General features: G+C 42.1%; 22 protein-coding genes and 1 riboswitch. Of the genes, 15 read left to right on the top strand and 7 right to left on the bottom strand.

The genetic code is table 11. The features are described from left to right. Positions 1 to 64 precede the first annotated feature (64 nt). The 8 genes from ACOJQI_RS10935 (at position 65) to ACOJQI_RS10900 (ending at position 9004) form a co-directional block, all read left to right on the top strand. On the top strand, positions 65 to 541 hold the full coding sequence (locus ACOJQI_RS10935; RefSeq protein WP_421385247.1) for a tetratricopeptide repeat protein: 477 nt from the start codon (positions 65 to 67) through the stop codon (positions 539 to 541). Between the two features lie 34 nt (positions 542 to 575). Beyond that, the gene (locus ACOJQI_RS10930) at positions 576 to 1151 is read left to right on the top strand and encodes a DUF4256 domain-containing protein (RefSeq protein WP_421385246.1); all 576 of its coding nucleotides are present in this window, start codon (positions 576 to 578) and stop codon (positions 1149 to 1151) included. 161 nt (positions 1152 to 1312) lie between these two features. Continuing rightward, a complete protein-coding gene (locus ACOJQI_RS10925) occupies positions 1313 to 1732 on the top strand; it encodes a universal stress protein (protein WP_421385245.1) in 420 nt (139 codons plus the stop codon). A 251-nt stretch (positions 1733 to 1983) separates the two neighbouring features. Next, positions 1984 to 2670, top strand: a complete 687-nt coding sequence (locus ACOJQI_RS10920; RefSeq protein ID WP_421385244.1) for a response regulator transcription factor — start codon at positions 1984 to 1986, stop codon at positions 2668 to 2670. Between the two features lies 1 nt (position 2671). Further along, positions 2672 to 3679, top strand: coding sequence for a sensor histidine kinase (locus tag ACOJQI_RS10915; protein ID WP_421385243.1), 1008 nt, complete (start codon positions 2672 to 2674; stop codon positions 3677 to 3679). Positions 3680 to 4106: 427 nt separating this feature from the next. Further along, entirely contained in the window at positions 4107 to 4790 is a 684-nt protein-coding gene (locus ACOJQI_RS10910; RefSeq protein WP_421385242.1) for an ABC transporter ATP-binding protein, read from the top strand. Next, entirely contained in the window at positions 4787 to 7372 is a 2586-nt protein-coding gene (locus tag ACOJQI_RS10905) for an ABC transporter permease (RefSeq protein WP_421385241.1), read from the top strand. The genes ACOJQI_RS10910 and ACOJQI_RS10905 overlap by 4 nt, the downstream gene beginning before the upstream one ends. A 180-nt stretch (positions 7373 to 7552) precedes the next feature. Next, positions 7553 to 9004, top strand: coding sequence for an ATP-binding protein (locus ACOJQI_RS10900; protein ID WP_421385240.1), 1452 nt, complete (start codon positions 7553 to 7555; stop codon positions 9002 to 9004). Between the two features lie 85 nt (positions 9005 to 9089). On the opposite strand, the gene ACOJQI_RS10895 is transcribed toward ACOJQI_RS10900, so the two are convergent. After that, complete coding sequence (locus tag ACOJQI_RS10895; protein WP_421385239.1) at positions 9090 to 9953, bottom strand: LysM peptidoglycan-binding domain-containing protein; 864 nt, start codon at positions 9951 to 9953, stop codon at positions 9090 to 9092. A 483-nt stretch (positions 9954 to 10436) separates the two neighbouring features. Here ACOJQI_RS10895 and ACOJQI_RS10890 point away from each other — a divergent pair, with 483 nt between their 5' ends. Continuing rightward, positions 10437 to 10628 (top strand): hypothetical protein, encoded by a 192-nt coding sequence (locus ACOJQI_RS10890; protein ID WP_421385238.1) that lies wholly within the window; start codon positions 10437 to 10439, stop codon positions 10626 to 10628. Positions 10629 to 10699: 71 nt separating this feature from the next. Here ACOJQI_RS10890 and ACOJQI_RS10885 read toward each other — a convergent pair whose 3' ends face one another. Next, complete coding sequence (locus ACOJQI_RS10885; protein WP_421385237.1) at positions 10700 to 10999, bottom strand: hypothetical protein; 300 nt, start codon at positions 10997 to 10999, stop codon at positions 10700 to 10702. Between the two features lie 177 nt (positions 11000 to 11176). Here ACOJQI_RS10885 and ACOJQI_RS10880 point away from each other — a divergent pair, with 177 nt between their 5' ends. The 3 genes from ACOJQI_RS10880 to ACOJQI_RS10870 all read left to right on the top strand — a co-directional run bounded on the left by ACOJQI_RS10880 (position 11177) and on the right by ACOJQI_RS10870 (position 12657). After that, positions 11177 to 11965, top strand: a complete 789-nt coding sequence (locus ACOJQI_RS10880) for a hypothetical protein (protein ID WP_421385236.1) — start codon at positions 11177 to 11179, stop codon at positions 11963 to 11965. Between the two features lie 3 nt (positions 11966 to 11968). Beyond that, the gene (locus tag ACOJQI_RS10875) at positions 11969 to 12427 is read left to right on the top strand and encodes a hypothetical protein (RefSeq protein ID WP_421385235.1); all 459 of its coding nucleotides are present in this window, start codon (positions 11969 to 11971) and stop codon (positions 12425 to 12427) included. A gap of 71 nt (positions 12428 to 12498) precedes the next feature. Further along, positions 12499 to 12657: a hypothetical protein gene (locus tag ACOJQI_RS10870; protein WP_421385234.1), complete on the top strand. Its 159-nt coding sequence runs from the start codon at positions 12499 to 12501 to the stop codon at positions 12655 to 12657. Between the two features lie 428 nt (positions 12658 to 13085). On the opposite strand, the gene ACOJQI_RS10865 is transcribed toward ACOJQI_RS10870, so the two are convergent. Further along, the gene (locus ACOJQI_RS10865; protein WP_421385233.1) at positions 13086 to 13958 is read right to left on the bottom strand and encodes a TetR/AcrR family transcriptional regulator; all 873 of its coding nucleotides are present in this window, start codon (positions 13956 to 13958) and stop codon (positions 13086 to 13088) included. A 325-nt stretch (positions 13959 to 14283) separates the two neighbouring features. Between ACOJQI_RS10865 and ACOJQI_RS10860 the strand changes: the two genes are divergently transcribed. Together ACOJQI_RS10860 and ACOJQI_RS10855 are read left to right on the top strand one after the other, a co-directional pair. Then, positions 14284 to 17346 (top strand): efflux RND transporter permease subunit, encoded by a 3063-nt coding sequence (locus tag ACOJQI_RS10860; protein ID WP_421385232.1) that lies wholly within the window; start codon positions 14284 to 14286, stop codon positions 17344 to 17346. Between the two features lie 90 nt (positions 17347 to 17436). Continuing rightward, positions 17437 to 17565, top strand: a complete 129-nt coding sequence (locus ACOJQI_RS10855) for a hypothetical protein (protein WP_421385231.1) — start codon at positions 17437 to 17439, stop codon at positions 17563 to 17565. A gap of 409 nt (positions 17566 to 17974) precedes the next feature. Here the strand turns inward: ACOJQI_RS10855 and ACOJQI_RS10850 are convergent, their stop codons facing one another. After that, a complete protein-coding gene (locus tag ACOJQI_RS10850; RefSeq protein WP_421385230.1) occupies positions 17975 to 19621 on the bottom strand; it encodes an ABC transporter substrate-binding protein in 1647 nt (548 codons plus the stop codon). A 96-nt stretch (positions 19622 to 19717) separates the two neighbouring features. On the opposite strand from ACOJQI_RS10850, the gene ACOJQI_RS10845 reads away from it, so the two are divergent. Beyond that, positions 19718 to 20983: an MDR family MFS transporter gene (locus tag ACOJQI_RS10845; RefSeq protein ID WP_421385229.1), complete on the top strand. Its 1266-nt coding sequence runs from the start codon at positions 19718 to 19720 to the stop codon at positions 20981 to 20983. Positions 20984 to 21030: 47 nt separating this feature from the next. On the opposite strand, the gene ACOJQI_RS10840 is transcribed toward ACOJQI_RS10845, so the two are convergent. The 3 genes from ACOJQI_RS10840 to ACOJQI_RS10830 form a co-directional block, all read right to left on the bottom strand. After that, on the bottom strand, positions 21031 to 21792 hold the full coding sequence (locus tag ACOJQI_RS10840) for an SDR family oxidoreductase (protein ID WP_421385457.1): 762 nt from the start codon (positions 21790 to 21792) through the stop codon (positions 21031 to 21033). Positions 21793 to 21993: 201 nt separating this feature from the next. After that, positions 21994 to 22191: a Fur-regulated basic protein FbpA gene (gene fbpA / locus ACOJQI_RS10835; protein WP_421385228.1), complete on the bottom strand. Its 198-nt coding sequence runs from the start codon at positions 22189 to 22191 to the stop codon at positions 21994 to 21996. 63 nt (positions 22192 to 22254) lie between these two features. Next, positions 22255 to 22366: riboswitch (SAM riboswitch) on the bottom strand. Positions 22367 to 22541: 175 nt separating this feature from the next. Beyond that, on the bottom strand, positions 22542 to 23660 hold the full coding sequence (locus ACOJQI_RS10830; RefSeq protein WP_421385227.1) for an AI-2E family transporter: 1119 nt from the start codon (positions 23658 to 23660) through the stop codon (positions 22542 to 22544). Between the last annotated feature and the right edge of the window lie 693 nt (positions 23661 to 24353).

Below are 24353 nucleotides of genomic sequence, written 5' to 3'. Positions count from 1 at the left end.
TTTGCTGATAATTTTTTCCCACTCAAATTAAATTTTTATTAAAAGCTGGAAGGAGCCGGTGGATATGAAGCCAAACTGGGATGCTTTGGTGGAGGAAGGCTGGGAAAACCAGTACGATGAACAAAAATTAATAAACTTTTTCACTGAACTTTTAAGAAGACATCCCGAGTCAGCAAGAGCCAATTTTGAACTGGGAAACGCCTATGATTTTTTGGGGCAGGAGCAAAGGGCGATCCCCCTGTATGAAGAAGCGATTAAGCTCGGGCTCGACAAAGAGTTCGAAGCATATGCCTTGCTGCAATTGGGGAGCTCGTTACGGAATGTCGGGCGGCTTGATGAGGCCATAGAAATCCTGTCTGTGGCTGAAGCCCGCTTTCCAGGCATTCCGACTGTATCGATGTTTCTCAGTATGGCGTTGTTTAATGGGAATAAACATAAAGAAGCCTTACAAACACTTCTATCTTCGATGATTTATAATAATGATACTCCTGACATCAAAAGATATGGTAAGGGATTGGAATACTACATAAAGAACTTGTGAAAGCTTTGAACTCAAAAAAATGGAGGGGACCAACATGGGAAATGAAACAATGAATAAGAGAGAGTTATCAACTAAACAAACAGATGAATTACTCGAAGTATTGAAAGCCCGTTTTGAAAAAAACATGGAGCGGCATAATAGCTTGGTATGGGAAAATGTTCAAACGAAATTGAAGGCAAACCCTGATAAACTGTGGTCGCTTAATGAGATGGAAAGAACAGGCGGCGAACCGGATGTAGTCGACTATGATGAGCAGAGTGATACATACAGTTTTTATGATTGTGCAGCGGAAAGCCCCAAAGGCCGCAGGAGTGTTTGTTATGACCGTGCTGCACTGGAAGCAAGAAAAAAACACAAACCCGAAAATAGCGCGATGGATATGGCAGCAGCCATGGGCATTGAACTTTTGACAGAAGAAGAATACCGTGAACTCCAGAAACTTGGGGATTTTGATAAAAAAACGTCAAGCTGGGTCAAGACTCCAAATGATATCCGGGAACTCGGCGGTGCACTTTTTTGCGATTACCGTTTCGGACATGTCTTCCTCTACCACAATGGAGCAGATTCCTATTATGCTGCAAGAGGATTCCGCGGCTCGTTGACCGTATAAAAAAACACAAGGCTTATCACAATTAGTGGTAAGTCTTTTCATATAGGAGAAATACATCTGCTCAATATTACGGTAAATGTAAAAGGATTAAATGAAGACAGTACAGAATTAGTTAACAAGCTGGCAAATAAACTAGGTTCGCACTAAAAGGGGGAAGGATAATGTATAAAAAGATATTTTTGGCGTCAGATGGTTCTGAACACTCAAAACGTGCGGCGGAAAATGCGATTCATATTGCAAAGTGTACTCAGGATTCCTCAGTTGAAGTGGTATACGTGGTTGACCACGACCGGGTAAAGTCTGATGTGTTGAGCAATTGGAATTCGAATGAATTGGGCGATACCAGGGTAGAGCGGATGAGATCGGTTGAAAACATCGCAAAAGAAGCAGGAGTAGCTTATAAGTTAACGATCTTGCACGGTGAGCCTGGTCCGGTAATCGTGGATTATATTAATAAGAATGAGTTTGATATAGCCATTATCGGGAGCAGAGGCTTGAACGGTTTGCAGGAATTTGTTCTCGGCAGTGTCAGCCATAAAGTAGCCAAGCGGGCCAATTGCCCTGTGCTGATAGTGAAATAGAGGATTTTTTATGTGAACAGATTAGTTACATGTCAGTACGCTGAATTAACGGCCCAATGAGATTGGAAAATTCGAAGGATGCTGGCCAGTAAACAGAGTAAACGAACTATATTGAATTAAACTCAGTTCGTGAAGGCTGAGTTTTTTTGCATGTGACCAATCGACCATAAAGCAGTCTCTTAAATATTTTTGACGGAAACCACACCGATAAAATATGATAAAAGAAAACGGATCAGGTTAGGGTGTTGGAAATGAAAGTATTACTTGTGGAAGATGATAAGACGATTGCAGCCGGCTTGGAATACTCCCTGCAGCAGGAGGACTACCGGACCATCCTTTGTCATGATACAGCTACGGCGAAAGAGATCATCGGCGAGCAATTGGATGAGATTGATTTATGTTTATTTGATTTGTCACTACCAGATGGCAGCGGCTATGAGTTATGCGAATTGGTCAAAAAGAACGGCGACAAACCTGTAATTTTTCTGACGGCATTTGATGATGAGGTGAACGTGGTGATGGGGCTGGATATGGGGGCAGACGATTATATCACTAAGCCATTTCGGATCCGTGAATTGCTATCAAGGATTAAATCGGTGATGAGACGCTATCATAAACAGGCCCCTCAGGCAAATACATACATAGATATCGAAAATATACGGGTGAATACACTGGAAGGAAAAGTATATAAGAATGGGGAAGAGGTGCTCTTGACGGCGCTCGAATATAGGCTGCTTCTGATTTTTGCCAATCATGTCGGACAAGTGTTGACGAGGGCGCAGCTGCTTGACCGGATCTGGGACGTTGCGGGCGATTTCGTAAACGACAACACGTTGACGGTGTATATTAAAAGACTTCGTGAAAAGCTGGAAGACCAACCGCAAAGTCCAACCATCATCAAAACTGTTCGAGGCCTGGGATACAAGGTGGGGAACTGATATGTGGCGGAACCGTGAGATTCAAGCAGTATTCCTTGTCCTGATTTTGATAACTGTTTCTGCAACTGTATTGGCTGCACTCCTCCTTTCAGGGCTTGCAGCTTTGCTTGTGTTAATTACATCCATTCTCCTCATCGGTTGCAGCTTCCTTTTCACCAGATGGCGCTATCGTGAAATCGAAAAGCTTTCAAGTTATTTGCGGAAGATCTCCAGCGGCGATTACAGTCTTGACGTCCGTGATAACCATGAGGGAGAGCTAAGCATTTTAAAAAGTGATATCTATAAAGTGACCTTGATGCTTTCGGAACATCGTTCATCTTTGGAACAGGACAAGTACAAATTAACAAACGCGATATCTGATATTTCTCATCAGCTCAAAACGCCGCTGACTTCGATGATGGTCATGTCAGACCTGCTGAGTGATAAGAAACTGGAAGAAGACAAGCGGATAGAGTTCACACAGAATATCCGTGTCCAATTAGAAAGGATCGAGTGGCTCGTTTCTTCTCTTTTAAAATTGTCAAAAATCGATGCGGGAACAATCGATTTTAAAAAGGATGAAGTTTTCGTTAAGGATCTCATTCACAGAGCGGTGCAACCAGTTTTAATCCCGATGGATATTAAGCAGCAGACACTTAACATAGACGGAGGTGCACAAGACTCATTCACAGGCGATTTCCACTGGACGGCCGAAGCGATTATCAATATTCTAAAGAATTGCGTCGAGCATACACCAGATAGCGGCCTTATTTCCATTACCTACTCTGAGAATCCACTATTTACGGAAATCCGCATCAAGGATAATGGCAAAGGTATCCCAAAAGAAGACCTTCCCTATATCTTCAGGCGTTTCTATAAAGGGAAAAATGCCGGGGAAGAAAGTGTCGGCATCGGCCTTGCGATGGCATACAGCATCATTACGAGCCAGCAGGGGGACCTTGAAGTCAGAAGCGAAAAAGGAAACGGGACTGAGTTTTTGATTAAGTTTTACAAGAAGCCGCGGGGATAAGTTTCAAGTGCATCAAGCTTAGAAAAGAGGAGAAAAAGTGACTTGACGGGACGCTTCAAGTACACGAAGTTTGAAATAGGCTGAGAAAGCTGTCTTGAAGAGGCATCTCAAATACATGAAGCCGGAAAAATATAGAGAAAGTGTCTTGAGGAAGCGTCTCAAATACATGAACCTTGAAAAATTGAAGAGACGATGCCCTTGAGAAGGCTTTCCAAGTACATGATCTTCAAAATTACGAGGTCAAGATGCCCTTGAATAAATCTCCCAGGTATATCACCCCCGTAAAATTTAAGAAAAATTGTCTTGAAGAGGTGCTCACAAGAACCATCCCTCCCTTAAGTGACTAAACTGTCACTTTCAAAGTCACTTTAAAGTCACCTTAGGCAGATATACTGTGGTTAACATCGAAAATTATGGAGGTTATTTTATGAGTATTTTACAAATAGAAAATCTGTCTAAGGTATATGGAAAAGGTGAAACTTCGGTAAAGGCACTGGACGATGTCTCCTTCTCAGTGAAAAAAGGCGAGTTTGTGGCAATCATCGGTCCGTCTGGATCTGGAAAGTCCACGCTGCTTCATCTGCTCGGTGGTGTTGACCGTCCGACAAGCGGCAAGGTCCTCATTGATAATACAGATGTTTATCAATTGAACGAAACCCAACTGGCCATTTTCAGGAGGAGGCAGATTGGGTTGATCTATCAGTTTTACAACCTGATCCCAATCCTGACGGTGGAAGAAAACATCACTTTACCGATGCTGTTGGATCAACATAAGGTGGATCAAAAGCAGTTCAAGGATATCGTGTCAGTATTGGGACTCGACCAGCGGCTGAACCATCTGCCGAATCAGCTTTCCGGCGGCCAGCAGCAGCGTGTGTCTATCGGGAGGGCTTTGATCAGCAATCCTGCAATCATTCTGGCGGATGAACCAACTGGGAACCTTGACAGCAAGAACAGCGGTGAGATTATTGAACTCCTCAAAATGTTTAATAAAACATACAATCAAACACTGATTGTCATTACTCATGATGAGCGGATTGCTTTGCAGGCAGACCGGGTGATTGAAATTGATGATGGGAAAATCGCCAGGGATGAGGTGATCCGTCCATGAACATCATCAACAAACTGACCTTGCGCCATATGAAGGAAAATAAGCGGAGAACGCTGGTGACCATTATCGGGGTCATCATCTCGGTCGCTATGGTCACTGCGGTTGCCACCTTAGGCGTATCTTTCCTGGATTTGATGATAAGGACATCCATTGCCACGGATGGTGAATGGCATGTTCAGTATGATGATGTGACGCCAAGCCAGATAGAATCCATCTCTAAGGACGAAAATACCCGAGAATTGACGCTTACCCAAAATCTTGGTTATGCACGGCTGGATGGACCAGAAGTGGAAGATAAGCCCTACTTATTCATCAAAGAATATAATGAACAGGGGTTCGAGCAGTTTCCGATTAAATTGAGTAAAGGCCGTCTTCCTGAGGTAAAAAATGAAGTTGTCATCCCGGAACATTTGACAGAAGATATGGAACACTCTTATCAGATAGGCGATGAACTATCGGTTGAGATTGGAAACCGTCTTATGGAGGGGGCACCTGATCCTCTAGGACAGAATGACCCGCTGCAAAGGGACGAGGACGGTGTGACGGAGGAACTTCGTGTTGAATCAGAAGAAACTTTTACTGTTGTTGGCGTGATTGAGCGTCCCACTTGGGAACCTTTGTGGTCACCTGGATATACCATTATCAGCTATATAGATCCAGACGCATTAACGGAGTCGGAAACAGTAAACGCCGTAGTAGCGGTGAAAGATGTGAAGAGGTCCATATTCAAAGATGCTGAAAAAATAGCAAAGGAAAATGGAATTGAGAAGGTTTCTTTTAATAACGAACTACTGAGATACTATGGTGTTACAGATCAAAGTAACCTTCGATTTACTCTGTATTCGCTGGCTGGTATTATCATGGCAGTTATCATCATCGGATCCGTTTCTCTGATTTATAATGCTTTTGCCATAAGTGTTTCAGAAAGGGCCAGGCATTTGGGGATGCTTTCAAGTGTAGGCGCAACGAAGAAACAAAAACGTAATTCCGTCTTTTTTGAAGGTGCTGTCATCGGATTGATCAGCATTCCGGTCGGAATCATTTCTGGGATTATCGGTATAGCGCTAACCTTCATGTTCATCAACTCGTTTATCGCAGATGCACTAGGCACGACAGAAAAACTGGAGGTAGTGGTCACTCCTGCATCCATCCTTATTGCGTGTCTCATTTCTATCGGGACGATTTTCATATCGACTTATGTACCTGCCAGGAAAGCGTCGAAAATTTCACCAATTGATGCGATCCGCCAATCACAGGACATTAAGTTATCCCGCAAAAAAGTGAAAACTTCGAAAATGGTACGCAAAACCTTTGGATTGGAAGCGGAAATCGGCTTAAAAAATGTGAAAAGAAATCGAAAGAGGTACTACGCAACACTGTTTTCACTTGTTATCAGCATCATCCTTTTCTTAGCGGTATCCTTTTTTACAGACAGCCTGGGAAGATCGATAGAAATGTCTCAAGACGGCATCAACTATGATATTAATGTCAGCGGAGACAATGACGATTTTGAACAGCTGGAATCGTTAACTAATCTGGATAATGTGACTGGATATAGCATACAAAAGCGGATGCAACTCACATCCCTGATTGAAGAAGCGAAACTTCCAGAGGAACTGAAAGATTTGATCGGCAGGGAAAATATCGAGCTGGAAAATGGCAAGTACCAATACTATGTCAATTTATATGGTATGGAACATGAGAGTTTTCAAGAGTATGCTGAAAAAGCCGGAGTGGATGCTGCAGAATTTTTGAACGCTGAGTCTCCAACAGCTCTTGTTATTGAAAAAATCTCCTATCAAGATTATGAGGCGTCAAAGTTTGTGGAAGCGAAATCAATAGATACAAAGCAGGGAGAAAAACTCCAATTGCTCTCCACCAACTATGCAACAAACGAAACAGTACCTTTACCCGAGGTTACCGTCGGCGCATTGACGGATGAGGTACCCATCGGTGTTCACACAGCAGGCATTGGAGGATTGGATCTCATTGTCCCGATGGAAATGTTCAACAGTATGGCTGCAGACAGTCCCGCTAAAAATGAAGTTCAGTCCAATCTATATTTGAATAGTTCGGATCCGATCAAAACCCAGGAAGCGCTTGAAGAAATCACGCCGTCTTCCATGTATATCTACAATGTCTTTCAAAATAGGCAGCGGGAAGAACAGCTTGTTTTATTCATGTCTGTTTTCACCTATGGATTCATCGCGTTGATTTCCTTGATTTCCATAGCAAATATTTTCAACACTATTTCAACCAGCATTTCTCTGCGGAAACGGGAATTCGCCATGCTGAAGTCAGTCGGGATGACACCTAAAGGATTTAACAAGATGATCAACTATGAAAGCATCTTCTACGGAGTCAATGCTTTGCTGTTTGGCCTGCCGATCAGCTTGATCATCATGTATTTGCTCTTCCTATCCATGAGGGAAACCTTTGAATATGGATTTACTATTCCATGGATGGATATTCTATTTGTTGTCGTTGCCATCTTTGTCATCGTCAGCTCAGCTATGATTTATTCCATTTCGAAAATCAGGAAAGAGAATATAATCGAAGGTTTGAAACAGGAGAATATTTAATGAAAAGTAAGGTGAGCTTCCAATATGGAGGCTCATTTTTTTCTCTATAGAAAGTAACGATATCCATATTTTGTGAATATTACGTTTTTTAAAAGAAAAAAATGATATAATTATAGTAGGTTATTAAGTCAGTCGGTTATATGCTACTGCTTGTTTTGAAAGAAAGAGGGGGTAAAGGCAATGGTCTTATCAAACATGATAAGGGACGAAAACTTCAGTTTGATATCCCTGTTTCAAAATATAGATGAATTGGTCTTTCTGATTCGAGCAGAAGAGAATCATCAGTTCAGATGTATTGAAGTAAACCAGGCCTACTTGGAACACACCGGGATGCGAGAAGAATTTATTGTCAACAAAACGGTGGATGAACTTGTCGACAGCGAAGAAGCTGAAAAAGTGAAAGAGAAATATAATGAAGTATTAACGACTAGAAAAACATTATTTTATGAAGAAACCATTACCTTTAACGGAGAGAAGAAAACGTACGAAACCACATTGATCCCTCTCCATAAAGAAAACTATAACAGTTATATTATTGGAATCTCCCGAAACGTTTCTGAGCGCAAGCATTATGAAGAGCAGCTATTGAAGGCGAAGGAACAATTTCAAAATGTAATCCATCATCAGGAAGGGTTAATCTTCAGCCTCATTAAAGAGGAAGGGGAGTTCATTTATACTCTTTTTGATGGACAAATCCTCAACCAGATGGAGTTGACTTCTGATCAAACAGTCGGGAGAAGACCTCAAGACATTCTGGAAGAAACCCTGGCTGATGATGTATGCAGTATATACGAGCAGTGCTGGACATCTCAGGAGAAGCTCATTTTCGAAAAAACAGATCCCAAGGGCCACGAATGGCTGACAGTACTTAATCCAGTGGTTGTGAATGGGGAAACGACCGCGGTCATCGGTTCCTCGATTGATATCACGAAGAGGAAAACAGCAGAAAAAGCACTCCAGAACAGCGAGAAACTTTCCTTGCTGGGTGAATTATCTGCAGGCATTGGCCATGAAATCAGCAACCCTTTAACAAGTGTAAAAGGGTTTGTGAAAATCATGAAAGAAAACAGCAGCTACATGACTCCCGAAATATTGAAGGTCATGGAAAATGAATTAGAAAATATTGAACACTTTTCAGAAGAATTGATTATGCTCGCCAGACCTCAGGAACACCAGAAAGCTGCCTTTGATGTAATTTCTCTATTAAATGAGATGACGGAGAAAATTCTCAGTAAGGCTGAATTTAGCAGGGCACAGATTGATATCCATTCGAATCTTCAAGAAATGATGGTTTATGGTGTCCGCAAGCAAATCAAACAGGCACTTTTTAACATCATTGAAAATGCAATGGAATCCATGGAACACATGGAGCAAGGGAATGTTTTGATAGAATGTGAACTAAATGAGAATAACATCTTTATTAAAATAAAAGATAATGGATGCGGAATTTCCGAAGACCGGTTGAAGACACTCGGCGAACCTTTTTACACAACCAAGGGAAAAGGGAACGGCCTGGGATTATTGATTACCAATAGGATTATTAAAAATCATTGGGGCCAAATCGAAATAGAAAGTGCTTTGGAGAAGGGGACGACGGTTACGGTAAGTCTGCCGCACTATAAAACCAGCTAAAACCATAAAAGAACAGCAGGCCGGGGCCAGCTGTTCTTTTTGTCCATCTTCTTTTTACTGAAATCTGCTGCAGTAGAGGTTATTCTTACTTACCTTGATAATCATTCATCATTTGGTCGTCTTGCTCAATATCCTCTTGGTCTACATCGGTATCTTCAGTATTCTCTTCATCAGAATTGTTTGCTTCGTCATTATTTTCAGTTGCATCATCATTGTTTTCTGTTGTGGCTGCATCGTCATTCATATTATCATCATTTTCATTTGCTGCATCTTCGTTCATATCATCATCATTTTCGTTTGCTGCTTCATCATTCATATCATTATTGTTTTCAGAAGTATTGTTTGCTTCATCATTCATATCTTCATTATTATTGGTTTGGTCGTTATTTTCTGAACCTGCATTGGTTGCTGCATTATTAGTGTCGTCCATATTGTTTTCGTCAGTGCTTGATTCGCTGTCGTTCGTCTCATCGTCATTAGTGGCTGTTGTGGTATCACTTACACTGTCACCAGTCGCTGCATTGTCCTGATTTTGAGTTCCTTCATTTTCATCTTCAAGGGCAATGACCGTTTCATCGTCACCATGCCCGATGACAATTCCGTCACCTGGTAACAGAACATATGGATCAATACCAGGATTTAATGTGAGCAGTTCATCTACCGTTGTATCATTGTCACTTGCAATGGAATCCAGTGTATCTCCATCTCCGACAACATGCACGTCATCGCTATTATCCACATCAAGAATTTCACCGATAGGAAGGGCCATAGGATCAAATTCACTATTTGCTTCCATAAGGTCGTTAAAATCTACACCATAGTCAGATGCGATTCCCCATAAAGTGTCTCCTTCTTTTATGACCACTTCATCCGCGCTGGCGGTAGCTGTCCCACCTAACATAAAACCCGTGGCAAGAGCAACCGCTGATAATTTCTTTGTGTTCTTCATCTTGTCTCCTCCTTAAGTAATGTTTGGTGTTCTATTATTGTATTAACCTAATATAAGAAGTGTAAAACATAGGCCGGATTAACCCCCTGGGTATCAAGGGGTTTAGTAGTATAGTTTTAAGTTTTGTTTCTCTGGTTTGATTTTTTAAAGCTGTTGTTGAGCAGGTTTTTTAATCGCGACTCCTTCTGCGTTTAAGAGGCGTTTGGTGTCGCAAAACCGCCGGAATTGAGACTCTAGCATCGCCTCGGAAGTGGGTCCTGTCGCAATAACCCAGGAATCGCGACTCTATCTCGAACTTGGGGCAGGGCCTGTCGCAATAACCCCACAATTGCGACTCCTTCGCCGTTACAAGACCACTTGCTGTCCGCAATTACCCATCCAGCCTCCAGCTCGAATCTTCAGCAGATTTAATTCCTAAAGGTATAAACCATTTCCAAACAACAAAAAGTAAGATCATTAAAAAAGCAGCAGGGAGGGATAGCGATGGATTTTAGCGCAGAAGAACATGCAATTATTGAAAAAGCATTAAAGGCAGCGACTGCCAATACAGGTGATCATCATGCGGTTTTTCAGTATCAGAAGGTGCTGCAGAAGTTACAAGGGCACAACAACTCGGATACCACCGCCCAGCAGGATGGTTTCCGTTATGACTATGATGACTCGAAGGATGTTTGAAGGTTCAGGTAAAGGCAAAACTGGCAAAAAAATTCCCCTTCCGGACGTTCAAGCCGGAAGGGGATCCATTATTATTTATCTTCTCTTGCTTCCTCTTTTAACCTTTCCATTTCCGCATGTGTTTGAGGAATTCCATTGGCCTGCCACTGTTCACGGTAGGTGTGGTCAAGTTCTGTCAGACCTTTTTCAGCATCCGATTTATCAGCATCGACACTTTCCATTTCATCATACTGCTCGTTGTTCCTGAAATCCACATCTTCATCTGTTTCAAATTTGTCATTTTTCTTCTTTTTGTAAACCGCCGTTGCCAACGCAGCGCCCCCAGCAGATACAGCAGATCCAATTAGAATGTTCTTCGTCATTTTTTTCATAAGTATTCCTCCTAAATAGAATCTATAGTATGTTCATACCCTTATCTTCATAGCAATCAAACTAATAACTTTCTGCATTACTGAGAAATATCTTCCTCTTTGGGATGTTAGGGAATGCCTGTATAAAGAACCTTCAGGAGGCAAAAAATGATAGAAACGGACTAAAAGGGGAAGAACATGGATAATTATACTAACGACAATACCGCGAGAAGGTATAGAGCCCATGTCAGTATTCTGGGAACCACGCAAATTCACCTTAGAAACCCCTATATCATTGGTTGGTGGAGTGCCGCTTTCCCTGGTTTCGGGCATCTTTTGTTATCGAAATATCTTAGAGGGTTTGTATTATTTATTTGGGAAGTGATTATTAATTTAAATGCCAAGGTGAACTTAGCAATGATCTATTCCTTTCAAGGAGAGATCGAAATGGCCAAGGAGGTTTTGGAAACAAGGTGGTTATTGATTTATATACCCGTTTACATTTTTGCCATCTGGGACAGCTATCGGACGACTGTTGACTTAAATAAAATCTCCCTTTTAGCCGAACGTGAAGATCATAGGATGAACACCTTCAGCATCGGGGCACTTGAAATCAACTATCTTGATATGAGAAACCCGGTTATGGCCGTCTTTTGGTCACTTTTGGTACCTGGGCTGGGCCAGCTTTATATTCATAGGATAATGACTGCTTTTTTTGCCATCCTGTGGACTGTTGTATTTTTTTATTTTTCACATGGCCTTGAGGCTATTTCACTCTTGTTCTTAGGAGAGATAGAAAAGGCAACAAGTGTTGTGAATCCTGAATGGCTATTATTTTTCCCTTCTATATATGGATTTGCCGTTTTTGACTCTTATATTAACACCATTGAGAACAATAAATTATACGAAAAAGTGCAGCGAAGCTATTTCAAAGAGAATTTTCAGTCGGCTTCATTTAAGGTGCTTAAGGGACAGAAGGTGGATTGAACAATGCAATTATTCTCAACTTTTATACATTCGAGTTTCATTGAAATGGCTGTCGCCACATTAGAGAAGAAAGGTATTTCGAAAGAGAAGATATTTATCGTCCCTCTTGATAACAGAACCGAAGAGCGTCAGGTCTTTGATACAATCCACCGTTCTGACGGCACCTCATTAATTGACGTAGGAGCCGCTCTTGCTACAGCATTTGCGGTCATCGGTGCAAGTATCGGCTTTAAATTGGCTTGGGGCCCAATCTACTGGGGGTTAATAGGGGCCGCAGCGGGATTCCTTCTCGGCTTTGGGATTCGCCTTTATACAGAAAAGGTTATTAAGAAGAAAAAAAGGCTGCTGAAAGGTAAGCATTCTGAGCTCATTCTGATAGTCGAATGTGAGGAATCAGAAGGAGAAATGGTGGAAAACATCTTGTTCAATCATTATGCCTTAGGTGTAGCGAAAGTAAAATAAACTGATTTTTACATACAACTGAATGTTTTTGGATATTTTGAAGAAGACTGTTTTGGAAAGGGGTGAGAATAATGCAGCAAAAGCAAAATGCTAACGAAAAATTGAATTCTGTTATGAAACCAGATTTGTCGGGCACAGATCCTCAAAAAGTAAAACAGGATATTCAAAAAGATCTGAACGCAGGTCAAGGTGATATTACCTCCCGTGAGGCAGGTGCATATCGAGATTAAGGAAGCAACAAACTAGAAAAAGCAGTCCAAAATGACTGCTTTTTCTAGTTTGAATTCATATAGAATCACATAGTAAACCCAATAATTGAGAAAGTGACCAAGAAAATAGATAGGGTATTCAAAATAAGGGGAAATTTTCCCGTTAAATTGCAGAATTTAGCTGGATAGAGGTAAATAAGGGAAGAATTTACCGTTAATCATGCTCAGCAACCCAATTTTTATGTTTTTTAAGTAAATAGCGGGAATTTCTCCCCCTATTTGACCTGTTTATCCAGATATTTATTAAATAAGGGGAATTTCTTCCCTTATGGTATTAGCTCAGGGTGCTTGTTCCATCTTGTTCCTAGCTTTTAAAATCCGACGACAACAGACTTGAAAGTAAAAGATATGCTATTTTTATGGTTGGTCCTTTTTATAGATTATTACTTTTAAGAAAGCAGCTCCTTCTCCAGTGCAGAGGCTGCCTTTTTAAGTTCATCCTCATCTTTCAAGAGCCTGAACATTCCTTTTATGACCAATTCATCCGGCTTCGATTTCCTGCATTCTTCGGAAATGCGGTCAGCAATGTGGAGATAGTCACCTGAACCTTCAGGCAGTGAATGGATTTTTCCGTACAGATTATTCCACGCTTCCTCCCGTTTTTCAAAAGAGATGAAAGCTCCTTCCCGATCAATGTTGACGGAAAACGGCTTCATGATTTCGTCATTCAAAAGGGGAGTGCTATTACCCTTGAAAAAATCGTCTGCAAGGTTGGAAATTTGTCTGACAATATGCTTTCCAAGGTCCTCCGGGGCAAGTCCGCTATCTGTCGAAATAAGCAGCATCATATAGGAAGAGTAAATAGACTGGGTCATCCACATCAAATCCCATTTATACGGCATAATCTTATCGCCATACAGTTGGAGAAGGTTATGTTCCAGCCAGCTGAATAATCGGCCCCTCATCCTATGTTCCATCGCAGCCAGTTTTTCGCTGTTTTTTGCGCTGTCGCCCCTCATATGCATTTTCATATAAGACTTATACTCAAGTATTCCTTCAAATTGAACTTGAAACTGCTTTGCGAGTCTTTCTTCACCAGGCATCTTCATGTCAAGCCCAACCACATATGCACGTTCAAAAACAAGCTGTTGATAGTGCTCATAAATCGAAATGATTAAATCTTCCTTGGAGTGAAAGAATGAATACAGCGAACCTTTTGAAATGCCGATGCTGTCTGCAATCTGCTGCATTGAAGTCTGTGTATATCCCTGTTCGGCAAAGAGTTCCACAGCGGCTTCAAGTATAGCTCTACGCTTATTCATCAATTTCACCTTCTTTCATAAATCTTTTTCCATCTAAAAATGGCAAATAGCCACATCGCTATAGCTGTTATCTAAATCATCTTATTATAGCATATAATTTACCTTCATAAGGATAGAGACCATGGATTCCCTGGCAGCCGCTTTTGTAAAAACCACCCTTTGTGTCATCTTTGTAAACTTAGCACATTATTTCTTGACTATATCCCATATCCATGTAGAATGACTAATGAGTCAATTGAATTTAACAGCGATTTAAAGGCAATAATTCAATTTAATATTACAACATTTGACCCGCGGGTCGAAAGTCGATAAGGAGGTTTTTTTCATGTTAAATGCAATATTAAAACGATCCAAGATCACCCTTATTTTCGTTTTGTTATTCGTGATCATTGGAATCTTCACTTTTTTCCAGCTCCCGCAAAGGGAAATTCCTGAGACAGAGATCAACATAGGGACCGTTTCAACGGTGTATCCCGGAGCTACGGTAGAAACCGTTGAAAGGGGAGTCACTAATCCGATTGAAGAATCGCTGCAGTCCATAGATGGGATCAGTGAGCTGAGTTCATCTTCAGCTGCCGGGTTCTCTACTGTCATTGTAGAGGTTGAAGACGGCGCAGACAAAAAAGAAGTATTCAGCAATGTGCGGCAGGCTGTTTCTGATGCTTCAGCCGGTTTCCCTGAAGAGGTATTCGATCCGGAAGTTAATGAATCAACGGTGAAAATGCCGATTGTATCGTATCAGTTGACGAGCGACAGCCGCGAAAACCTTGAAGAATCAAGGGGCGAGCTGGATCGCTGGAGTGATGAAGTGAAAGAATTGTCCGGTGTAGAAGGCGTTGCCGTAAAAGGGCTGCCTGAGGAAGAAATCCTCATCAAGCTTCAGCCGGATTCCCTGAAAGATGCCGGGTTGAATGTCGGCAGTGTCATTACAGCAATAAACGATGAATTTTATCCTACACCACTTGGTAAGCAAGAAATCGATAATCAAGTCGTGCAATTATCAGTCGACCATTTTTCAACGATTGATGAAATGAATGAGGTTTTCATAGGGAAAAATCCCCAAGGGGAATCCGTTTTCCTTGGCGATGTAGCCAATGTGGAAATTGCCCCTAAAGAGGTGAAGGACCTTATTACTTTTGAAGGCAAACCAGCGATTTCATTCACTGCCTTTGTCCAGGCAGGTGAAGACATCCCATCTGTTGATGAAAGAGTCAGTGAGAAAATAGAGGAGTTGGCAGAAGGGCTGCCTGAAGGAATTGAACTTGTTCCATATTATTCACAAGCCGGACTCGTCAACGATATTTTTGATGGTTTATTCCTCTCATTGGCGATTTCCGTTGTAGCCGTTGTCATCACCACTTCACTCGGTTTGACAGGTTCCGGAGCATTGGTGGTCGCGTTGGCTGTTCCGATTTCTGTATTGATGGGCTTGATTCCGCTGCCGTATGCAGAAGTGGACCTGAATCAGATTTCCGTTATCGGTGCCATCATTGCACTGGGAATCTTGGTTGATGACTCAATAGTCGTAAATGATAACATCCAGCGAAGATACAAGCTGGGAGATGGCGCGTTGGCAGGTGCCATTACGGGGGTAAAAGAGATTTGGGTGTCGATTGTGACTTCATCTTTTGCGATTGTGTTCACATTCCTGCCGCTTGTATTCTTGTCAGGCGGAAATGGAGCATTCATCCGCGCACTCCCGACTGTACTGATTACAACGATCATTGCTTCCACGCTGGTTGCGTTAATCTTTGTGCCAGTGATGCGTTATCTTTTATATAGTAAAACAAGCAAAAAGATCTCGGATTCTCCTGGATTTCTAGGAAAACCACTGGATAAATTGGCTGACTTTTATGCTGATACGATCCTGAAGAAATTTTCAAAGAGACCCTTTATTACGTCACTTGTCGGCTTGGTGTTCACAACAGCCATCTTTGGATTGGTAGTCCTGACACCATTTGAGTTCTTTCCATCGGCTGACCGTGAAGAGGTGACCATTGATGTGACCTTGCCAATCGGAACAACCTTGGAAGAAACAGCCGATACTCTTGCCGAAATGGAAGAGATGCTGAAAACCGATGAAGGTGTCTTTGAAACAAGTGTTTTTGCAGGAACGGGACTTCCGAACTTGTTCAACAGTTCTTTATCAAATTCCGGCACCAATACCGGACAGATTGTAGCCCGGGTGGACAGGGAAAACCAGACGGCCCAAGGGCTCATCGATGACTGGACAGAAAAGCTGCGCGGAGAATATCCTGAAGCTGAACTGTTCATGGAAACGATCCAGCAAGGCCCGCCAGCTGGTGCGCCTGTCACAGTAACCGTTTCAGGACCTGAACTAGAGAAGCTCCTTGAACTAAGGGATACAATAAAAGAAGACATCAATGAATTAGAAACAAATCTGGTTGTTGATAATGTAGGTGAATTTGCACCAACGATAGACTATGTACCAAATCGTGAAATGTTAGAAGAGAATGGAATCACCATTAAGCAGATCAGTGAGCAAATCCGACTGGCAACAGAAGGGATCCCGATGAAGTCCTTCGATAATGGAGTAACAGAGCGGGATATGAGTATTGTCCTTGAAGGAAATGAAGGGGACGTCGACCTTTCCGCGTTGGAACTTCCGGCTGCAAGTCCGAATCCTGCAGGTCCGCCGACGCTGATATCCGTGGATGAGCTTGTCGATGTAGAGGAAAAAGAAGAAATCCAGCAGATTCCGCATAAAGACGGAGAGCGTGCCATCACCATCCGGGCCTTCCCGGAAAATGAAGAGGGCTACGAAGAAGATGTACAGGAAATCGTTGATTCCGTCAAGGAAGGGCTGGATAAGGACTACAGTGTAACTCTTGGGGGAGAAAATGAAGCACAGGATGATTTCTTCTCTGAAATCACAATCTTGTTCACTATTGTAATCTTCCTTGTCTATCTGTTGATCGCATTGCAATTCAACTCTCTGTCACTGCCATTCCTTGTATTAGTGGCTGTTTACCTGGCGATTGCCGGTGCTATCCTTGGATTGTTCGTCACACAGACACCGATCAGTTTCCTTGGAGTAATGGGTATGGTATCGCTGACGGGTATCGTCGTCAGGAACTCCATCGTCCTGATAGAGTTCATCGAGCAGCGAAAAGACGACATGGATGTGAAAGAAGCCGTCGTCGAAGCGGGCCGCACAAGACTGCGTCCAATCCTGCTGACAGCACTGACATCCATCGTCGCACTGATTCCGGTTGCCGTAAGCGGAGATGCACTATTCACACCGCTAGCCGTCACAATCATTTCCGGAATCTTGTTCTCAGCGATCTTGACATTGCTGATCGTTCCGATGTTGTACCTTGTATTTGATCGTTTCAGAAGGAAGAAGAAAGATAAAGCATATTCGTAAGTGTGTTTGGAGAAGGCTGTGGCCTTCTCTTTTTTTAGGTTTGAGGGAAACGTGCCATTATAAATGGGAGTCCAGGCTGGAGGGGAACGATTGCTAGGGAAACGTGCCCTTATAAAAGAGATTCCAGGCTGGAGGGGAACGATTCCGAGAGAAATGTACCATTATAGATTGAATCTGAGGCTGAAGCGGTACAATTACGAGCGAAACGTACCATTATAAAATGGATTCCAGGCTGGAGGGTTACGTTTTCGAGGGAAACGTACCATTATAAAAGGGAGTCCAGATTGAAGGGGTATGATTACGAGAGAAACGTACCATTATAAATAGCTTTCCAGGCCGAAGGGGTACGATTAAGTGAGAAACATGCCCTTATAAAAATAAATCCAGGCTGAAGCGGTACGTTTACGAGAAAATTGGTTAATAGAACAAGAGAAAGCCCCTATAAACTGAGGCAGGAGTACCTGAGTTTGAACCCTTGATAACACTACGACCAAAAAACGGTTTGTTTCTTAAAATACGCAAGAGAGGATTATAATATTATTATGTAAACTGAAAACTAACTTAACAAAATACTGCTTACTAAAAAGAGGGGAAACGCTGGATCGCCCCTCTTTTTTCATTACATCCCCTAGACCTCCGGACGCACCCACAATTTAGAAAAGTCCACGTATCCAAAATGTTTGAATTCAATATTCATGATATCGGAGGAGAAGGGGATGAACCGCTTTTCATAGTAAAGTGGAATCATGATTGATTCTTGAATCAACTTTCTTTCCAACTTTAAATTAAGCGGTCTCCATTCCTCGAATGGAGTATGCATGAAATCATCTAACAATCGCTTCAACTCAACATTCTCCTTAATAATTTGATAAAGAGGGGAAAAACCATTATTCAAAAAATGGTAAAACGAGAAATCCTGATTGGATTCAAAGATTTCACCATGAACAAAGAGATCGACATCCAATGTGTGTGGTTGTTTCGTTAGTATGTCGGAAAAAGAAAACCACTTAATTTCATATGGAATATTTTCTTTTCCCAAAACATCTGCCAGCCATTTTGTGGTTTTGACTGTATGGCTGGCCCCGCGGATGATAATGGGCTTGTCGAAAGAAGGACGGTCTGGCTCTTGAATAGTTACATCATGCTTCGGTCCAATCATGACACTATTATCATTGGGAATCAGCCGCGGGCTGCAATCTTGGATATTTTGCCTGTAACTGGCGATTAACCAGTGCAAATAATCGCGGACTTCTTTTCGTTGAATGGCGGATAGACGGCAGATATTCATGACAACAATCCCGAATCCCGAATCACTTTCCACTTCGACTGGGGAAGCGTCATTACATTCAACATGAGAATGAAAGATTCCTTTGAAATCCGTGGGAACCTGGATGAATTCAACTGCATCGAGCAGCGGGCGCTCTTGAAAATGATCTGAAAAAGCCGCTAGTGTGGTTTTCTGTTCGCTGTTTTCTTCGAGTGAAAAGCATCCGGTGCCCATTAGTCGTTCTTTCGTTTCCCTGTAAATACTAGCACACATCATGGTGAGCATGGGCAAAGTATAACTGCAGCCACCTGGATGATGAATATCAATGATAAGGGGCGTTTGAACTTCAATTTTCTCCACCGGTGCCCATAGTTCTTTGTAATGCTTATGCTGCCGGAGCTTATCCAGACATTCTGCGACATCATTGGCTGTTAAAATGGAGCCGTCATGAAATTTAATATCTTTTTTCAGATAGAATCGCAGTTTAGCAGGGGAAACATCCCAGCTGTGGGCGATCTCAGGGATAATTTTTCCATCTTCGGTTATAGAGACCAAGCGATTGAACACATTGGCTACTAAGTGGGCACTGAACACATCGGCAGCTTCAAGAGGATGTATCGAGAAAAAGGGATATCTTTTCGGCACAATCAGTTTGTCCTGTGATGCCTGCACAAAGCCCAACTTGGTCTGAAACTTATTCATTAACCTCATTTTGCTGTCTGTTGACCAATTGTACATTAAATATTTACTGACCCGGTCGACAGGTTCCTCACCAATACTTTTTAAGGCTTCTTTTTCAAAAATTTCTTCCACATCTTTTTTCCATTTCAGTGTTGAGGCATTTCCTCGTCCCCGGCCTGGTGTAAAAGCAATCCAGCCTTGTTCATCCCATTTTTTCAAATAACGGGTTGTCTGCTTATGGCTTAATTGGAGGGTTTCTGCAATTTCCTCCACAAGGATGCTGCCTGAAGGATAATACCTCCAAAGTGTAAGTAACTTATTATCCATCTGTTTTCCTCCAAAAGGGGACACCTTTTTACAATCTGTCTATTTTTAAAAATATAAGTCTAGTTTAATATACAGTAAACAAGGGGAGGGAACAACATGAAGTGGAAGGACTTACCGAAAAATATTAAAGTAAGAATGATAACTTCATTCTTTAACAGAGCTGTTTCATCAGCTGTCATGCCGTTCATGGCGCTATTCTTTGCGCAGGAAATGAATAAGATCTGGGCAGGGGCATTCCTGATCATCACCGTAGTGATCGGTTTTTTCATCAACTTGGTTGGAGGCTATATTTCAGACCGCTTTCCCAGAAAGAAAGTCCTGTTAACCACATCCTGGTTGAATGCTTTGTTTTTCTTCATCATGACCATCAGTTTGTTTCCAGAAAATAAACTGATATGGCTCTTCGCAGGTGCTTACATAGGTTTTATTATCACGAGCAGTCTCGGTCGTCCCGCGATGCATGCCATCATCATTGATTCAACTACACCTGAGAACAGGAAAGCCGTTTATGCCCTGGATTACTGGCTCATCAATCTTTCCATGGCCATTGGTGCAGCCCTCGGGGGACTTCTATACTTGAACCACCAACAAGAACTGTTCATGATGCTGACATTTACATCGATCACCATTCCAGTTGCTTATGGAATCTGGCTTGAAGACAAATTCAAGGATCAGCTTCAGAAAAAACATCAAAATGTATTCATCGATTTGGTCAACAATTATCGTGTAGCACTGAAGGATTCTGCCTTCGTTAAAGTGGTCGCCGGCTCTACATTCATTTTTGCAGCTGAGTTCTCACTGAACAGCTATATCGGAATTCGACTGGCTGAAACTTTTGAAGCCGTTAGAATTGGGAACTTTGAAATCGTCGGGGTCAGGATGTTAAGTATTCTGAATATCGAAAACATGCTTCTAGTAGTCTGCTTTACCTTTATCGTCAATCGTTTTACTGACAGATTGAATAAAAAGAACGCATTGCTATTTGGACTGATCTTATACGGAATCGGTTATATGACCGTAACATCCGCCAATACCTGGTACATCCTCATTGCTTTTAACTTGATAGCAACACTGGGTGAATTGATTTACTCACCAATCCGGAATGCAGAGCAAGCCAATATGATCCCAAGTGACAAAAGGGGCTCCTATTCCGCTTTCTCCAATTTATCATTCAGCGGTGCCGATCTTATTGCCCGGTCCAGCATCATCATTGGTGCGTTCCTGATGCCGACCATGATGTCTGTCTACATCGGAGCGATAGTCATGCTCGGTACAATGCTGATTTATACAGGATTATTTGCAAGGAAATGGAACGCTTCTGAAGTGGGAAAGGATCCCGTCGGTGCAACTGGAGCAAAATAAGAGTAAAAAGAACTCGCCTCTCATTGGGCGAGTTCTTTTCGAGTTGTCTATTCAATGCTGTTTTTCATAGCCTTGTACAATTTCTCAGTGTGTTCATCAAGGCCATCCCGCGACATGCGCAAACGTTCCTCTGATGAGCCGTATCCTATTTCCTGTCTGCCTTCTTTCAAACCTTGAAAAATTCCATCCGCAAATTCAGCCAGCGGTTCGCCGGCCGTATGAAGCCCGGCTCCTCCAAGGTCTGTGTTGACAGCAGGGGGAGCGACTTCAATGACTTCAACTGCCGTGTCGGACAGCTGGTGTCTGAGACTCATGGTAAAGGAATGAAACGCAGCTTTTGTGGCGGAATAAATGGGGGCGACCGCCATCGGAGTGAAAGCTAACCCGGACGTCACATTAATGACCGCCGCATAATCTTTTTCAGCAAAAAAAGGAGCGAACAGCATAGAGAGATGAAAGGGTGCCTCAATGTTGGTTGTAATTTCCTTATTGAAGTAACTCCAATCGTTTCTTGCATCTGCTTTTAACACATTAAAACGTTGTTGAATACCGGCATTATTGACCAGGACATTCACCTCCGGATAATTCTCGATCACCCAGTCAAAAAGTGCCACGCGTTCCGATTCATTTCCGACATCGCACACCCTTGTAATCAGCTCAGGGTGTTTTTCTTTTGCTCCTTGAAGGGCAGTCTCGCGCCTTCCGCAAACAATCACTTTATTTCCATTGGCAATAAAACGTTCTGCAAAAGCTAATCCGATCCCGGCACTTCCGCCAGTGATCAGAATGGTATTACCTGAAAGCTTCATCATTATCATCCTTTTTATGTAGTTAAATCCACTGTAAACGATTGTAAAGGGTCGTTCAATTAAATAGGATTGCGTTTTACCACAGATTATATCCCTTTGATAAAAGAAGGGAGGTCGATAGGTGGAGACCGGACAAAAGGAATCAAAAAAAGACAGATGAATTTAATCATTTGTCTTTTAAAGAAGTTTCATATTTCTATATCATTTTCTCCAGCGAATGGAATCCATTCCTGCATGAGGATGCCCGCCACGTTGAAATTTATAAAATTCAAATTCCAAATCAGATAAGGACAGTTCAAACAATTGTTTTCCGTCCGTTGTCTTATATTTTTCCATCCCGATTAATTTGCTGATTAATTCATTACGTCTGCCTTCAACTGCGTCCATTACTTTGCTCACTGTAAATTCCTCCTAAAAAGTCCTTTTTACAATAAGTAGAGGAGAATTCTTTTTATAAACCCCGACTTATCTTCCAAGCGTTTTTGCTTGCAGGAATTAGCACAAAATCCAGGCGTTGCAGGATTATGCTGCTGAGGCTTCTCAGGGCCTGTCCCTCGACCTCTCTTGATAAGTGATGATTGTTTTACAAAATCAGCTATTGTCATTATTTTAAACATACTATTCCGACCTGTCAACTCAATATTAAATATGGTCAGCTACAAAAAAGGTAAACAGGGCATAGAAGAGTAGAGTTCATCAAGGCAGTAAAAGAAATCCCGGATGAACGGTTCTGTTCATCCGGGATTTTTTCAGGATTCGGGTTCAACTTCTAATTCAGTTCTTAATTTCGCTTCTTTCCTTGCCCTTAAAAATTTAATTAAATTAATGATTATCGTCTTGATGACCGCATAAGTCGGAACTGCCAAAATCATACCAAGTACACCTGCTAAATTACCAGCGGCAAGCAAGAGGATGATGATGGTTGCCGGGTGAGTGTCCAGTGTTTTACCCAAAATAAGAGGGGAGAGGATGTTGCCTTCCACCTGCTGGGCAATGACAAGGATAAGAAGTACAAGCAAAGCCTTCGTCGGGGATTCGAATAGTCCGACGATAACCGCCGGCGCTCCTCCGATAAGCGGCCCCACATAAGGAATGATATTGGTTACGGAGACCGTGATGGCCAATACAAGAGCGAACCGCAAATCAATGATCAAGTACCCTATGAGTGACAGGATCCCCACAAACAGCCCGACTGTAACCTGTCCTTGAATATAAGCGGCAAGCGTGCTCCCCGTTTCTTTCATGATCGTCATAGCTTCTTTCCTATATTCTGCAGGAAGCCATTTCGAAACAGCTACGGGAAATTTGTGGCCGTCCTTGAACATGTAAAACAGAAGAAGCGGGACCGTTACCAGGATGATCGCAATATTGGCGACCAATCCCAACAGATTTTGAAAGCTTCCCGTGATCAACGTAGGAAGATCATTGGCAAACGCCACTAGTCGTTCCTGTGCCGTGTCCAACAGATCCTGCTGCTCGGTCATGAAGTCCCTGAATTCATCTGATCGAGACAGGCTTTCAAAGTATGAAATGGTCTTAGATGCATACTGAGGAAGTTCATTCGCCAGTGCTGTGAACTGTTTCGTGATGGTCGGCACGATATTACCGATTGCCAGCACCAGCAATCCGATGATCAACACGTAAATGATCAGGATGGCCACAACCCTTGGGACCTTAAACCGCTGAAGGTAATTTACGATCGGATTCAGAAGGAAATACAAAAACAAAGTGATTAAAATCGGGAAAAACAGTGTTGTGATAAAGATTGTAATCGGGTGGAACAAAAATGAGATTTTCGTAGAAACAAATACAATTGATACAATCAAAAGAATTTGAATCAACCAGAACTGCAAACTTTTCTTCGACACGGCAATACCTCTTTTTACTGTTATGTAGAGCTTGATTATACCAAGAAGCGGGGATTTTAACAATGATTGGCAGGAGCCTGGACGTAATTAAAAGCGAAATTTCTCAGGAGTAGACGAAGAGACAGTTCATTCCGGGAAGATGGTCAGTTTATTAGGACTAGCTTAGAAACGTACCGTTATACCAAGAGAAGTCGTTTGTAATGGTGCGATTATCTGTAAAATGCACCACTATACGAAGGGGACTCTTTTATAATGGTGTGATTAGCCATTAAATACACCACTATAGGAAGGGGACTCTTTTTTAATGGTGCGATTAGCTGTTAAATACACCACTATACGAAGGGGACTCTTTTTTAATGGTGCGAATAGCCGCTAAATGCACCACTATACCAAGGGGACTCTTTTATAATGGTGTGATTAACCGTTAAATGCACCACTATACGAAGGGAACTCTTTTATAATGGTGCGATTAGCCGTTAAATGCACCACTATAGGAAGGGGACTCTTTTATAATGGTGCGATTAGCCATTAAATACACCACTATTCGAAGGAGACTCATTTATAATGGTGCGATTAGCCATTAAATGCACCACTATAGGAAGGGGACTCTTTTATAATGGTACGATTAGCTGTTAAATGCACCACTATACCATGGGAACTCATATATAATAGTGCGATTAGCCATTAAATGCA

The sequence above is a fragment of the Bacillus salacetis genome, from assembly GCF_049177075.1.
GTDB lineage: Bacteria > Bacillota > Bacilli > Bacillales > Bacillaceae_B > Rossellomorea > Rossellomorea salacetis_A.
The sequence above is the reverse complement of the archived record's forward strand: the minus strand, read 5'-3'. Positions and strand labels throughout refer to the sequence as shown.

Bases quoted from the DNA above. Each gene is read 5' to 3' on its own strand.
- ACOJQI_RS10850 (WP_421385230.1), bottom strand. From the start codon at position 19,621: ATGGATAATAAGTTACTTACACTTTGGAGGTATTATCCTTCAGGCAGC.
- ACOJQI_RS10845 (WP_421385229.1), top strand. From the start codon at position 19,718: ATGAAGTGGAAGGACTTACCGAAAAATATTAAAGTAAGAATGATAACT.
- ACOJQI_RS10890 (WP_421385238.1), top strand. From the start codon at position 10,437: ATGGATTTTAGCGCAGAAGAACATGCAATTATTGAAAAAGCATTAAAG.
- ACOJQI_RS10860 (WP_421385232.1), top strand. From the start codon at position 14,284: ATGTTAAATGCAATATTAAAACGATCCAAGATCACCCTTATTTTCGTT.
- ACOJQI_RS10865 (WP_421385233.1), bottom strand. From the start codon at position 13,958: ATGAATAAGCGTAGAGCTATACTTGAAGCCGCTGTGGAACTCTTTGCC.
- ACOJQI_RS10895 (WP_421385239.1), bottom strand. From the start codon at position 9,953: ATGAAGAACACAAAGAAATTATCAGCGGTTGCTCTTGCCACGGGTTTT.
- ACOJQI_RS10900 (WP_421385240.1), top strand. From the start codon at position 7,553: ATGGTCTTATCAAACATGATAAGGGACGAAAACTTCAGTTTGATATCC.
- ACOJQI_RS10905 (WP_421385241.1), top strand. From the start codon at position 4,787: ATGAACATCATCAACAAACTGACCTTGCGCCATATGAAGGAAAATAAG.
- ACOJQI_RS10880 (WP_421385236.1), top strand. From the start codon at position 11,177: ATGGATAATTATACTAACGACAATACCGCGAGAAGGTATAGAGCCCAT.
- ACOJQI_RS10920 (WP_421385244.1), top strand. From the start codon at position 1,984: ATGAAAGTATTACTTGTGGAAGATGATAAGACGATTGCAGCCGGCTTG.
- ACOJQI_RS10930 (WP_421385246.1), top strand. From the start codon at position 576: ATGGGAAATGAAACAATGAATAAGAGAGAGTTATCAACTAAACAAACA.
- ACOJQI_RS10935 (WP_421385247.1), top strand. From the start codon at position 65: ATGAAGCCAAACTGGGATGCTTTGGTGGAGGAAGGCTGGGAAAACCAG.
- ACOJQI_RS10915 (WP_421385243.1), top strand. From the start codon at position 2,672: ATGTGGCGGAACCGTGAGATTCAAGCAGTATTCCTTGTCCTGATTTTG.
- ACOJQI_RS10875 (WP_421385235.1), top strand. From the start codon at position 11,969: ATGCAATTATTCTCAACTTTTATACATTCGAGTTTCATTGAAATGGCT.
- ACOJQI_RS10910 (WP_421385242.1), top strand. From the start codon at position 4,107: ATGAGTATTTTACAAATAGAAAATCTGTCTAAGGTATATGGAAAAGGT.
- ACOJQI_RS10925 (WP_421385245.1), top strand. From the start codon at position 1,313: ATGTATAAAAAGATATTTTTGGCGTCAGATGGTTCTGAACACTCAAAA.
- ACOJQI_RS10840 (WP_421385457.1), bottom strand. From the start codon at position 21,792: ATGAAGCTTTCAGGTAATACCATTCTGATCACTGGCGGAAGTGCCGGG.
- ACOJQI_RS10870 (WP_421385234.1), top strand. From the start codon at position 12,499: ATGCAGCAAAAGCAAAATGCTAACGAAAAATTGAATTCTGTTATGAAA.
- ACOJQI_RS10885 (WP_421385237.1), bottom strand. From the start codon at position 10,999: ATGAAAAAAATGACGAAGAACATTCTAATTGGATCTGCTGTATCTGCT.